We start from the raw sequence: 14,526 nt of genomic DNA, 5'->3' as shown, positions 1-14,526 counted from the left end.
ACATCTATGAAACAAATAATTCTATTGCTTATTGCTTTTGCTACGTTTTCTTGTACAAATGCACAAAAAACTGCTTTTTCTAAAGAAGCACTATCAGAAAAATTATTATCGACAGATGATAGTCAAATTGCTTTCAAAGACATATTAAAAAAATACAAAGGAAAAACTTTAGTAATCGAAGTTTGGGCTTCATGGTGTGGCGATTGTATAAAAGCAATGCCAAAAGTAAAAGAATTACAAGCTAACAATCCTGATGTAGCTTACCTATTCCTTTCAGCTGATAAAACTGCCGATAAATGGAAAGCTGGAATTGAGAAACACGAAATAAAAGGAGATCATTTTATGATGATCGATGGTATGAAAGGTGTTTTTGGAAAAGCAATTGATTTAGATTGGATTCCAAGATATATTATTGTAGATAAAAAAGGTAAAATTGTTTTGTATCGTGCAATTGAAAAAGATTTCGATAAAATCAATCAAACATTACAAAGCTTAAAATAATAATAAATTTCAAAAAAAATAAAAAACAAACTGAGATGAGAAAGAAAATTGTTGCAGGAAACTGGAAAATGCATAAAAACGCAGAACAAACTGAAGATTTATTAAATGAGTTAATTGCTAAATTACCAACTGTAAGTGAGGCTCAAGTAATTGTTGCTCCTACTTTTGTAAACTTAGCTTCTGCGGTTGCACATTTAGAGTTTACAACTATTGAGGTTGCTGCACAAAACGTACATCAAGCTGAAAGCGGAGCCTTTACAGGTGAAGTTTCTGCGGATATGCTAAAAAGCGTTGGTGTAAACTACGTTATTCTTGGACACTCTGAGCGTAGAGCTATTTTTAAAGAAACTGATGCTCTAATTGCTAATAAAGTTGATACTGCATTGAAACATGAATTAACAGTTATCTTCTGTTTTGGTGAAGAATTAAAAGACCGTCAAACAGGAAATCACTTTAATGTTGTTGAAAACCAATTAACTGATGGTTTATTTCAAATAGAAAAAGAATCTTGGGCTAATGTTATCCTTGCTTACGAGCCAGTTTGGGCTATCGGAACAGGAGAAACTGCTTCGCCAGAACAAGCACAAGAAATGCACGAATTTATTAGAGAAACTGTTCGTAAAGCTTTTGGAAAAGAAATTGCAGAAGAAGTTTCTATCTTATACGGTGGAAGTGTAAAACCTGATAATGCAAAAGAAATTTTCTCTAAACCAGATGTAGACGGTGGTCTTATCGGTGGAGCTGCATTAAAAGCTGATGATTTTGTTGCTATTGTAACAGCAATCTAATATTTCCCATTACATCATATAAAATGGTTTGAGAGTTTTACACTCTCAAACCATTTTTTTTATTCAATTATTTTATAATCATCTGAATAACAATAAAAAATGATAACCTTAAGCAAACATTTAAGATCATGATTTAATTATTCCTTGTTTTTATAATAATCTTATTATAACAGTTTTAAGTGATTTTTGTAGCCTACCATTAAACTACAAACTATGAAAAAACTTTACTTAAAAACGTTATTTTGCATTTCCTTACTTTTCACCTCTTCTTTCTCATGGGGGCAAACATTAATTAATTACTGGTCTTTTAACAATCCTACATCTGTAGCGACTATGACCACTCCAAATGTTGCACTAATTGCAGGAACTACTATAACTGCGATTGCGGGCGGAACTAGTTTTATAGAATTTAATGGCGGAACTGGACAAAATTTCGACCTTTTGAATCTAAACTCTCGTAATAGCGAAGTTTCAGGCACACACTTACGCTTTAGCAATCCTATAGGGGGTGCATTAGTATTTGCTTTACCAACCACAGGTTATAAAGATATAATTGTAAAATTTGCTACACGTCGCTCTGCACAAGGAGCAGGAACTCAAAATTGGTTCTACTCTCTTGATGGAAATTCTTATATTTCATTTACCCCTGTTACTCCAAACAATGGCGATCCTGGATTAGCAACTTTGAATTTCACTGCGATTACAGGCGCAAATAACAATTCTAATTTTAAAATAAAGGTCGAATTTGATCAAGGTCCTGGCGGAACTGGTGGAAACAATCGTTTTGATAATTTTACAACCGAAGGAACTCCTAATGGCGGTGGAGACACAACTGCTCCTGTAACAACTTTTTTGCCTGCAAACACAAGTACAACCATTAGTACTACAGTTAATCCTACCATTACTTTTAACGAAAGTATCCGTTTAATTAATGATAACAGTATAGACAACACTAATGTAGCTGCTTTACTAGAATTACGTTTAAACAATGCAACTGGCTCTTTGGTTACTTTTGCTGCAACAGTAAATGATAAAATCATCACAATTATACCAGCACAAGCATTGTCAAATAATCAAACGTATTATCTGGCATTATTACCAAATACTATCGAAGATTTAAATAACAATGTAATTACTACAACACAATCGTCAACTTTTACAACAGCTAGCCCAACGGTTTCATTTGCTTCTAACTTTGTTACTGTAAACGAAAATACAGGAAATTTAAATTTTGCAATCAATTTAGGAAGTCCAATAATAGGTTCAGTAGACTTAGTTGTAAAAGGAGCCCCTTTTAGTACTGCTGACGCTAATGATTTTACTTTAAGCACACAAACCTTGCATTTTACCAATTCAAGCGCTTTAACGCAAACTATTACAATTCCTATTATCGATGATAATCTAGAAGAACAACAAGCAGAATATTTTGTACTGAGTTTAGAGAATCCTGTTGGTTTTACAATTACAGGAACTCCTACAGCTACAATTTACATTAAAGATAATGACCGTTTAGCTCCAGTTCCTAATAAAGAAATCGAACTAAATTACATCGGCAGTTTTGATCCATCTGGAAGCAATACCAGCACCTGCGAGATTGTTGTTCATGATAAAGATTCTCAACGCTTATTTACTACAAGTGCCGTTGCAGGATTTCTAGATGTAATAAACTTTAGTGATCCTACTGCCCCAAAGGTGATAAAATCTATAGATATGAATGTATATGGCGGCGTAACGAGCGTTGCTGTAAAGAACGGAATCGTAGCTGTTGCTTCGCCAAATACAAATGAAGCCCTTAATGGTTCTGTAGTATTTTTTGATACCAATGGTATTTTCCAAAAACAAGTAATTGTAGGTGCTTTGCCTGATATGATTACATTTTCACCCGATGGAAAAAAGGTTATGACTGCCAATGAAGGACAACCAAACCTTGATTATACTGTTGATCCAGAAGGATCAGTAAGTATAATTGATATTTCTGGTGGAATTGCCACTTTAAGTCAATCGAATGTTACAACATTACTTTTTACTGCTTATAATGCTCAGGAAGCTACATTAATTGCATCGGGTGTTCGAAAACTAAAACTAACCAGTACGCTATCTCAGGATTTGGAACCAGAATATATTACTATAAATTCTGACTCTAAAAAAGCATGGGTAACTTTGCAAGAAAACAATGCCATTGCCGAGATTGATTTGACTAATAATACCATAATCGATATTTGGGCATTAGGAACAAAAGATATCAGTATTCCTGGAAATGGATTTGATGTATCTGATAACAATGGCGAAGTATTAATTGCCAATTGGCCTATGAAAGCCTTTTATCTTCCAGATGGCGTTGCCAATTATACTATTGGAGCAAATACATACTTGGTTACTGCAAATGAAGGCGACGAAAAAGAATACACTGGTTTTGTAGAAAGAACAACTGTAGGCGCAACAAATCTAGATACAGGTATTTTCCCCAATGCAGCCGTTTTAAAACAAACTTATAATTTAGGTCGTTTTAGAACAACCAACCTAAATGGGAATTTAGATGGCGATGCCGATTTTGAAGAGATTAATTGCCTTGGAGGGCGTTCTTTTTCTATTTTTAATGCAACTACCAAACAAATCGTTTTTGATAGTGGAGACGACTTCGAAATGTACACCGCAGCAAATTTGCCATCATTATTTAATGCTGATCACGAAAGTAATGCTACCAAAGCAAGAAGCCGTGCCAAAGGCCCAGAACCTGAAGGAATAACAACTGCGAAAATCGGAAGTGAAACCTTTGCGTTTATATCACTAGAACGTGTTGGTGGTGTTATGGTATACAATGTGACTGACCCCAATAATGTAAAATTTGTAGAATATAAAAATAGCCGTAGCACATCGGCATATGCAGGAGATCACGGACCTGAAGGTATTACCTATATTGCTCCTGAAAATAGCCCTACAGGAAAAGGCTATATACTTGTGGCTAACGAAATAAGCGGTACAATTACCATCTTTGAAGTAAATGCCAAAAGCTTATCAGCTCCCGATTTTGTTTCGGACAGCGCTCCTACTTTTGCATTATTCCCAAATCCATCCCAAAAAGGAATTGTATATTTTAACAGAACTGCCGATGTTCAAGTATTTGATATAAATGGTAAAACTATTTTAACTACCAAAAATGCACAAACCATCAATACATCTCAACTTGAAACAGGAATTTATTTTGTTAAAACCTCTGAAGGAATTGTCAAAAAAATGATTGTGAAGTAGTTGAAGAATACTGTTGTACTCCCCAATACAACAAAAGAAAAAAAGAGTGGTAATTAATTTTATCACTCTTTTTATTTACACAAAAGTAAAATTAGCATTTAAAACCTAGATGAAATTTGATTATATTTGAGATACAATTATTTGAAATTCAAAACAATAAAAAACAACTATCTGCTTCTTGCCATTATTATTCCCTCCTTAAATTCAAAAAAATGAAATAAACTGCTCTTTATTAATCCCCATCATAAAACCTACAAATATGATCAAATCAATCACTTTTCTTTATGGAGTATTTGCTTACCTCCTATTTCTCATTGCTTTTCTTTATGCAATAGGATTTGTTGGCAATTTTATCGTTCCCAAATCAATCGACACAGGAACCGAAACAACTTTTGTACAAGCATTACTCGTTAATGTCCTTTTGTTAAGTCTGTTTGCCCTACAGCATAGCATAATGGCTAGACCAGCATTCAAAAAATGGTGGACGAGTATTATTAGTCCTGTAATTGAGCGTAGTACCTATGTCTTACTCTCCAGTTCGGCATTACTATTAATGTATTGGCAATGGCAGCCTATGCGATTCATAATCTGGGAAATTGAGAATAAAACCGCTACTATGATTATAAATGGTATTTATTTCTTAGGATGGATTATTGTATTACTCTCTACGTTTATAATTAATCATTTTGAATTATTTGGGCTGAAACAGATTATTCAAAACATGAAAAATAAAGATCCACAACCCGAATGCACCACCTTTAAAATAAGTTACTTATACAAAATAGTAAGACACCCTATTATGCTGGGGTTTTTAATTGCATTTTGGGCAACACCTCTAATGACATTGGGTCATTTAGTCTTTACATTAACTACAACCACTTATATTTTTATTGCAGTAAAATTTTTAGAAGAAAAAGATCTTCAGAAGTTTTATGGAGAAGAATATAAAAATTATCAAAAAAAAGTCCCAATGCTGCTTCCGTTTATCCAAAAGGGAAACTAATCTGTTTTTTTTAATCATTTTAAATTCAGTAAAATACACAAAAATCAATTAATTTAGTTATTACAATTTTTACTAAACCCATTAAATTCAAAAAGATGAAATTTACTAGAAAAGCACATGCCAACTGGAAAGGTACCGGAATGGAAGGAAAAGGAACTATTAGTACTCAGAGTACCACACTAGATAATGCCCAACTATCATTCAAGACTCGTTTTGAAAATGGCGTCGGGACCAATCCCGAAGAATTGATTGCAGCAGCGCATTCCGGCTGTTTTACAATGCAATTAAGCTTCTTGTTATCCGAAGCTGGATATACTCCAGAAGATTTGCATACAGAAGCCACAGTTACGTTTGAAGACGGAACAATAACCCAGATTAATTTAGATCTAAAAGGAAAGGTTCCAAATATCTCTGAAGATGAGTTTTCTAAAACAGCTTTAAAAGCCAAAGAAATTTGTCCGATATCTAAATTATTGAAAACGAATATTACTTTATCAGTAAGTTTACTTTAAGAGAAGAGGTTCCGAGGAGCAAAACGCAATCCATACGCATGTTTTACATAAGGATTTCGCTTTGCGCTTTGTGTCTTAGTCCTTTGAACGTTTGTATCTCTGAACCTATAAATAAAGTCCCACAGTAATATGGGACTTTATTTATATCTCTTATTTTGAAACAGCAACACTTAAAAACAAAACCAACTTATTTATCAATCATATTCAAAATTTATTATATTTATGACAACTAAATAACAAAAACACGTAAATTAACTCAGCTCTAATTTATCTAAAAAATACAAGCCATGGAAATCTATAAAAAAGACAAGAAAGTAAGAAGTAAAAAATTAAAAGCACGTGTAGATTTAACTGCTATGGTAAGTGTTTCCTTTTTATTGATTGTATTTTTTATGGTTACGACTGAATTGGGCAAACCAAAAGCGATAGAAATAGGTTTACCAGATAAATACCCGGGTTGTGGTGGCTATGGAGGTTGCAGTAAAGGCACTGAGGAACGTATTCTAACAGTTTTACTTGATGATAATGATAGAATAGTATTTTATAGTGGATTTCCAGAATGGTCAATGGATACAGCTAAATTTCTAAATTATGGAAAGAACGGAATTCGTCAAGAACTTTTTAATAGAAATAAAACTATTTTGGAATATTCAGCAGCAATTGGAAAACCAAAAAATGGTGCAATTGTAATTATAAAACCAAGCAAAAAATCAAATTATAAAAATTTAGTGGACATTTTGGACGAAATGGCAATTGCTAAAATTGAAACGTATACAATTGTAAATGAATTTACACCTGAGGAATCAAAATTATTGGCTGCAAGATAAAATAGAATCAATAGTATCTGTATTCAATACCAACCACTAGTCTAGCCCTGTCCCGATAACTATCGGGAGTAACGACATCCTTTTTATTTTTTCTTTAAGAATAAAAAGATATAGTGGATAGCAGGAAATAGCTCCTGAAAAATGAAATTCAAATTGTTAGGTATTATCTCAGTAAGCTCAAATTGACAGCATTAATTCCCAATAGAAAAGCGCTTCGTCTTCGCTCAGCCTGACAATATAAAACTTGAAACAAAGAAAAGCCTGAAAACCATAAATAAAAATATAAAGCATAAAAAAAGTCCCACATTGCTATGGGACTTTTGTTTTAGAGTAAACTAAGCCTTATTTTTTAATGAACTTCGTACTTGAACTCCCTTTATCTGATTTTACTTTTATAAAGTAATTACCTGTTTTAAGATTTGCAACATCTATATTAGAAACTGATTTTGCATTTGGAACTGCAATTACTAATTGCCCTAAAACATCATAAATAGCAATCGATTGTACTTCAATATCTTTTCTGCTTGTTATATTTAAAACTTCATTTGCAGGAACCGGAAATAAAGCAAAATAATTAGAGAACTCAAAATCAGGAGTTCCTAATGTTGTTTGAAATGTAGAAGTTGCTTTATTGGTTAAAATTGGAAAATTATAATCAAAATAAATATTCGCATCGTTAGTAAACGAATCTCCTACTTTTAATGTTGACTTAGTTTTAATTTTAAATGCTATATATCCATCATTATTGGCATCATCAAAAGGAAGATTGATGTTTTCAAAGATAAACTCTACTTTATTTCCCTCAGTAATGTTAGTTACAAAAGGATGACTTGAACTTGTCGGAGCCAAAGTCGCAATATCAAATTTAGCTAAATCAATCATATCTTTAACTACAATATTCTGTGCCTGATAAGTACCTGTATTCTCAAAACGAATCATATAATGTACATACTCACCAATTAAGTTTGGAGTAATAACTGATCCTTCTAAACACGTTTTATCATTCGGGTCATAAGAACCTACTACAATTTGATTTAGAGTAAATGTATTATCATTTGGCGTATCATCAGTACTTAGAGACTGTATCGTTGCCACAAACGACAAAATATCGCCATTATTAACTGCTGGAGTTGCAGTTGGCGCATTTACTTTTACAGTAAATATAATTTCTTTAGATTCAAATGGTCTTAGGTTTGTAAAATTCCAAAACAAATTATTCGATGCCTGATTTGATACAACTGGATTTGCTGAAACAAAGTCTAAAACTGAATCATTAAAATTCAGATTAACTGAACCTGATTGCACATTATTCCCTTTGTTTTTGTAGACTATTTTATATTGAGCCTCAAAACCAGGTCTCGCTACATTTATCGGTAATAAAGTAACCTCTAAATCAGAGTGCGTACCCTTAGCAGTAATGCAAAAGTTTTGCGTTACTGGACTTGATTGCGCTGGAAAAGTAGCATTAATAAAAGTAGGCCAAATAGAGAAATATTCAGGATTTTCTAAAACTGGAGTTATACTATGTGTTCCAGTTGGCAAAGAAATAGAATAGCTACCAGTAGCATTTGCTATTATACTTCCTGTATTTGTACCGTCTGATAAGTTAAATTTTAAATTTGGGAAACCCAAATCCTGAGCATCACAACCATTTTTATCGCTATCAATTTTACTATTTCCTTGAACCGTAAAATAGGTACCAACAGGTTTAAAAGAACAGTAAGCATTTACATTACAATTGGTATATCCGTATGTTGTTACCAGAGCTTTAACCTGCTCTAACTGATTCTCATCTGCACAAACGTATTGTAGGTTTGGATTTGCAGAGAAATTTAAAAAACCTGCCTCTTTACTACCGTTTCTTATCAATAGAGAAGTAAGTTGGTTTTGAGAGCAATCAAGTCGTGCTAAACTTTTTAAATCACTTAAATCTAATGTTTTTATCTGGTTATTAAAACACTGTAGATTTTCTAAATTTATTAATCCATTTAAGTCTAGTGACGTTATTTCATTATTACTACAGCTCACTCCTTTAAGTTGCGTTAAGTCCCTTACATTTAAATCAGTAAACATATTATTGCTACAATTCAACCACAGCAGTTTCCTTGAAGCACCCAGTTTTAATGAAGAAATATTATTCCCATCACAATATAATTCTTCCAAATTAGATATATTACTTACATGCAAATCTATTATTTCATTAGAAGAACAATTTAAATAGACTAAGTCCCTTAAAAAATCTGTATTTAATTTTACCAATTGATTATTCTGACATGACAAATACTTAAGTTTCACTAAATCAGCAACGTTAAACTCGGTAGATTTTAGCCGATTATCTTCACAACTTAAGCTCTCCAGGTTTGTTAAACTACTCATATCTAATGCTGCCAATTGATTACTTGAGCATCTTAACTTCTTAAGTTGTACTACTCCTAACAAATTTAACGTCGTTAATTTATTATTGGTAGCCACAATCTCAGTCAGGTTTGCAGCGCCATTTAGACTCAATGTTGTGAGCTTAGGATTACCTGTACATTGAACGAATTTCAAGTTTGTCAATCCATCTGCCAATATCGTAGTTAATTCAGGTAAATTTTCAATTTGTAAATATTCTTTACTTTGAATGTTTGAATACCTTAAATGCACCAGTTTCTTTAATTTATTAAAATCAATATCCCTCAAGAGCGGGTTATTACTACAATCTAAAAATTCAAGATTAGTAAAGCTATCTAGCCCCTCCAAAGAAGTAATATTGGAGTTACTCAGATCTAAAAAAGTAATCTTTAAGGCTTCACTAATTTCAATTTCAGAATTTGAATTTGTGTCAACATTCAATGATATCAACTTCATCTTAAGATTAAAGTCTGGAATAATAATATTCTGAGCATATAAACCATTAAAAAAGCATAAAGTCAGAACTAAAAAGTAGATTTTCTTCATATAGTAATTTTTTAAACAAAAATAACTTTTTAATACAATAACACAATTTTTTTTGTTAATATTAAGCGATAAAACTCTTATTTACCATAAAACAAAAGACTCCAATAATCTCACTCCCCTACATTATCAAAATTAAAGAAATTCCGATTCAAGCATCAAACAGGAATTCTCTGCTATTACTTTAGATACTTTTCCATCTAGATAATACTCTTCTAAAAATGACTCTCCTAGCCCTATCGGGAGTAACGACATCCTTTTTATTTTATCTTTAAAAATAAAAAGATATAGTGGATAGCAGGAAATAGCTCCTGAAAAATGAAATTCAAATTGTTAGGTATTATCTAATTGACAGTATTAATTCCCAATAGAAAAGCGCTTCCACTTCGCCCAGCGAGACAATCTAAAACTATAAACAAAGAAAACCATGAAACCTGAAACAAAAATTAGGCATAAAAAAAGTCCCACATTGCTGTGGGACTTTCTATATTAAGAAAAACTAAGAATTATTTTTTCTCTGTTTTTTCCATTTTAGCTTTCAATGCTGCTAATACATCATTACTATCTCCTAAAGTTGCAGCTGGTGCATTTGTAGAAGAGTTAGATGAAGTATTTTCAGTAGCTGTTTTCACATTTTTCTCTTCTTCTTCACGGAAGATAGCAGTGTGAGATGCAACAACTCTTTTGAATTCTTTGTTAAATTCGATTACTTTGAAATCAGCAGATTCTCCTTTTTTCAATTTCTTTCCGTCTTCTTTTTCAAGGTGACGAGTAGGAATGAAAGCAACGATATCATCTCCGAATTCTACAGTAGCTCCTTTGTCAACGATTTCAGAAATTTCACCATTGTGGATAGTTCCTACAGCGAAAGAATCTTCGTATTGATCCCAAGGATTAGCAGTAGTTTGTTTGTGACCTAAAGATAATTTACGTCCTTCAACATCTAATTCTAATACAACTACATCAAGTTTCTCACCAACATTTACAAATTCAGATGGGTGTTTGATTTTCTTAGTCCAAGAAAGGTCAGAAATGTAGATTAATCCATCAATTCCTTCTTCTAATTCTACGAAAATACCAAAGTTTGTAAAGTTTCTAACGATACCTGTATGTTTAGAACCTACTGGGTATTTAGAAGTAATATCAGTCCATGGATCTTGAGTCAATTGTTTGATACCTAATGACATTTTACGGTCATCTCTATCTAAAGTTAAGATAACAGCCTCAACAACATCTCCAACTTTTACGAAATCTTGAGCAGAACGTAAATGAGTTGACCATGACATTTCAGAAACGTGGATTAAACCTTCAACACCTTCAGCAACTTCGATAAATGCACCGTAATCAGCGATTACAACTACTTTACCTTTTACTTTATCACCAATAGTTAAATTAGCATCTAAAGCATCCCATGGGTGAGCGTTTAATTGTTTCAATCCTAATTGAATTCTTGTTTTCTCATCATCGAAATCAAGGATTACAACGTTTAATTTTTGGTCTAATTCAAGAACTTCACTTGGGTGGTTGATTCTACTCCAAGAAAGGTCAGTAATGTGAATTAATCCATCAACACCACCTAAGTCAATAAACACACCATAAGAAGTAATGTTTTTAACAACACCTTCTAATACTTGTCCTTTTTGTAATTGACCGATGATCTCTTTTTTCTGTACTTCGATATCAGCTTCGATAAGCGCTTTATGAGATACAACAACGTTTTTGAATTCGTGGTTAATTTTTACCACTTTGAATTCCATCATTTTGTTTACATATACATCATAGTCTCTAATTGGCTTAACGTCAATTTGAGATCCTGGTAAGAATGCTTCAATTCCGAAAACGTCAACGATCATACCACCTTTAGTTCTGCATTTTACAAAACCATTAACGATTTCTCCTGTTTCGTTTGCAGCAATAACTCTATCCCATGATTTGATAGTACGTGCTTTTCTGTGAGATAATACTAATTGACCTGTTTTGTCCTCACGGATGTCGATTAATACTTCTACTTTGTCACCTACTTTTAAGTTCGGGTTGTAACGGAATTCGTTTAAAGAAATAACACCTTCCGATTTTGCGTTGATATCAACGATAACGTCTCTATCTGTAATTCTAACAACTACACCTTCTACTACTTCTTCTTGATCTGTAGCGATGAAAGTTTTTGATACTAAGTCTTCGAATTCTTGTAAGTTTTTCTCATCTACTGCATCGATACCTTCTTCGAAGTTATGCCAGTTAAAATTTGCTAAAAACTCTTCTTGTGATTTTAATTGTTCAGACATGCTGATAAAAATTTGTATTCTGTTTCTCTCGAGTTTCTTAAAGCGATAGAAAAAACAGAAGTTGTTTTACATAAATAGTTGATACCTAATGGAAACTCTTCTCCACCAAAAGGTCTGCAAAATTAATACATTTATTTGTACTAGCAAAATAAATCAAGATGATTATCAGCCAATTATTTAGAAGCAGAACTTTTAAGCGTTTTCAGAACCTCAAGTCCCGCTATCCGCTTCAATCTTTTGTGCCGAACCCCAGCACAAAAGGATTTTCACTTCTATCGGGGCTAGATTAGAAGTTTAGTCCTTTTTAAGTGCTTATTCAGATTTACTAAACATACCTAATCCACCTTTGTCAAAGTTTAAAAGTTTGACAAAGGTTTATTTTTCTTATTTTTATACTATGGCCATGACACTCGAAGAAATAAAACTAAAAATCGATACTTTCCATAAAAATGGACAGGTCATCAATGCCATTTACTGGCTTTTAAAGAAATACAACCTCAAGAATTCTAACTTAAAAGGATTTGAGTTTAGAGAAAAAGCCGAACCTAGTTTTATCCTAATGACTACCGAAGGCGACTTTGGAAAACCACAAATTATCAGGATTCCAGAAAACACTTTCGAATTTCCGCTAGAATTAATGCTAATATTAATTGCTCATGAAATGGTTCATGTCAATCAAAAGGCTACAAAACCTTATGTTCTGGATAAAAACGAACGAGAATGGCAAGCTTATTACGAAATGAATTTTAATATTCTGTTTCCACATCTACCCGAAATCTCCAACTTTCATAAAAAGTTCTTCGCCAACAAAGGTCTAGAATATTACAACCGAATGGGAGAAGGTTCTGAACTGCAACAAAAATATGCCGAACAGAAAGATCAAGTAGAAAAACTAATTGCTTCGTTGGGATAAACCATAATAACCTCTATTTTAAACTAAACAAAAATAAAAGCCCATTTTCTACAAGTAGAAAATGGGCTTTAAAATATAATTAACGAGTTCTTAATGACTCAAATTCTCAATCTCTTTTGGATCATGTTTGTGTTTAAATAAAATAGCAAAAGCAATTGCAATAACCAATGCATAAGCCGCAAATGACAACCAGATGTTATGCCAATCTTTCATTAATATCTCGCTCCCAAAAACTCCATCAGCAGAAACTGTATTTCCATGACTATTTACAAACTCTAACATCTTAGAATTTGTCGGTTCTGTTTCTAAAAATCCAGCCAGTTCAGTTGTATTACTAAATGACTTTGTAAAGAATCTATCAATTGCCCATCCTGAAGTTAAACTTCCTAAAACAGCACCAACACCATTAGTCATCATCATAAATAATCCTTGCGCCGAAGAACGTATTTTAGAATCGGTATTACTTTCTACAAATAATGAACCTGAGATATTAAAGAAATCAAATGCCATTCCGTAAACAATACACGACATAATAATCATCCATAAACCATTTACAGGATCTCCAAAGGCAAATAATCCAAAACGCAATACCCAAGCAAGCATACTAATAAGCATAACCTGTTTAATACCAAAACGTTTTAAGAAAAATGGAATTGCCAAGATAAATAAGGTTTCTGAAACCTGAGAAATCGACATTATAATTGTTGAATACTGAATTACAAATGAATCAGCATATTTTGGAAAATGCTTGAATTCATCTAGAAAAACATCTCCATAAGCATTCGTAAGTTGCAAAGCACCTCCTAAAAACATAGAAAACACAAAGAACAACGCCATTTTATAATTCCCAAATAACTTGAAAGCCTCTAATCCTAATGTTTCAACCAACGAAGCATCTTCTTTAGTTAAACACTGTGGTTTACATTTTGGCAATGTAAAAGCATAAATCCCTAAAATCAGCGCTCCAATTCCTCCAATATAAAACTGGTATTCATTTGATTTACTTCCGCTTAGATTAGTAATCCACATCGCCACAATAAAACCTATTGTTCCCCATACACGAATGGGTGGAAAATCCTTTACTATATTTTTATTATTTAATTTTAGCGAAGTGTATGAAATTGAATTACTCAACGCAATTGTGGGCATATAGCAACACATTGCTATAAACATCACATATATAAAGTTATCTGGAGTTGTTACTTGTGCTATTCCGAATAATACTAATGCATATACTATATGTAAAGCACCGTATAATTTTTCGGCATTAATCCACCTGTCAGCGATAATCCCTGTAAGAGTTGGCATAAATAAAGAAGCAATTCCCATGGTTCCGAAAACTAAACCAAATTGAGTTCCCTCCCAATTTTTTGTTCCAAACCAATAATTCCCGATTGTAATAAGCCACGCTCCCCAAACAAAAAACTGAAGAAAGCTCATTATAATCAATCTGTTTTTAATTCCCATAACGATGAATTGTCTTTAAAATAAAATTAGGCGGTAAAACTACT

The 14,526-nt window shown here is 32.7% G+C and carries 10 protein-coding genes; 7 read left to right on the top strand and 3 right to left on the bottom strand.

From position 1 onward, the window contains the following. Positions 1-6 precede the first annotated feature (6 nt). The 6 genes from LPB87_RS16680 (at position 7) to LPB87_RS16655 (ending at position 6,880) form a co-directional block, all read left to right on the top strand. Positions 7-501 (top strand): TlpA disulfide reductase family protein, encoded by a 495-nt coding sequence (locus LPB87_RS16680; protein WP_129537939.1) that lies wholly within the window; start codon positions 7-9, stop codon positions 499-501. A 35-nt stretch (positions 502-536) separates the two neighbouring features. Beyond that, positions 537-1,289, top strand: a complete 753-nt coding sequence (gene tpiA / locus LPB87_RS16675) for a triose-phosphate isomerase (protein ID WP_129537938.1) — start codon at positions 537-539, stop codon at positions 1,287-1,289. Positions 1,290-1,502: 213 nt separating this feature from the next. Next, on the top strand, positions 1,503-4,538 hold the full coding sequence (locus LPB87_RS16670; protein WP_230728624.1) for a choice-of-anchor I family protein: 3,036 nt from the start codon (positions 1,503-1,505) through the stop codon (positions 4,536-4,538). A 259-nt stretch (positions 4,539-4,797) separates the two neighbouring features. Beyond that, on the top strand, positions 4,798-5,541 hold the full coding sequence (mddA, locus tag LPB87_RS16665) for a methanethiol S-methyltransferase (RefSeq protein ID WP_230728623.1): 744 nt from the start codon (positions 4,798-4,800) through the stop codon (positions 5,539-5,541). Between the two features lie 95 nt (positions 5,542-5,636). Beyond that, positions 5,637-6,053 (top strand): OsmC family protein, encoded by a 417-nt coding sequence (locus LPB87_RS16660; protein ID WP_129537935.1) that lies wholly within the window; start codon positions 5,637-5,639, stop codon positions 6,051-6,053. A gap of 287 nt (positions 6,054-6,340) precedes the next feature. After that, on the top strand, positions 6,341-6,880 hold the full coding sequence (locus LPB87_RS16655) for a biopolymer transporter ExbD (protein ID WP_230728622.1): 540 nt from the start codon (positions 6,341-6,343) through the stop codon (positions 6,878-6,880). A gap of 342 nt (positions 6,881-7,222) precedes the next feature. On the opposite strand, the gene LPB87_RS16650 is transcribed toward LPB87_RS16655, so the two are convergent. Together LPB87_RS16650 and rpsA are read right to left on the bottom strand one after the other, a co-directional pair. Continuing rightward, positions 7,223-9,820, bottom strand: coding sequence for a leucine-rich repeat domain-containing protein (locus LPB87_RS16650; protein WP_230728621.1), 2,598 nt, complete (start codon positions 9,818-9,820; stop codon positions 7,223-7,225). Positions 9,821-10,323: 503 nt separating this feature from the next. Beyond that, the gene (gene rpsA / locus LPB87_RS16645) at positions 10,324-12,102 is read right to left on the bottom strand and encodes a 30S ribosomal protein S1 (RefSeq protein ID WP_129537932.1); all 1,779 of its coding nucleotides are present in this window, start codon (positions 12,100-12,102) and stop codon (positions 10,324-10,326) included. A gap of 403 nt (positions 12,103-12,505) precedes the next feature. On the opposite strand from rpsA, the gene LPB87_RS16640 reads away from it, so the two are divergent. Further along, positions 12,506-13,015 (top strand): hypothetical protein, encoded by a 510-nt coding sequence (locus LPB87_RS16640; protein ID WP_230728620.1) that lies wholly within the window; start codon positions 12,506-12,508, stop codon positions 13,013-13,015. 90 nt (positions 13,016-13,105) lie between these two features. On the opposite strand, the gene LPB87_RS16635 is transcribed toward LPB87_RS16640, so the two are convergent. Beyond that, on the bottom strand, positions 13,106-14,482 hold the full coding sequence (locus LPB87_RS16635) for a nucleoside permease (RefSeq protein ID WP_230728619.1): 1,377 nt from the start codon (positions 14,480-14,482) through the stop codon (positions 13,106-13,108). Between the last annotated feature and the right edge of the window lie 44 nt (positions 14,483-14,526).

Source organism: Flavobacterium sp. EDS (assembly GCF_020991525.1).
Classification (GTDB): Bacteria; Bacteroidota; Bacteroidia; order Flavobacteriales; family Flavobacteriaceae; genus Flavobacterium.
This window is presented reverse-complemented; position numbering and strand designations above follow the sequence as displayed.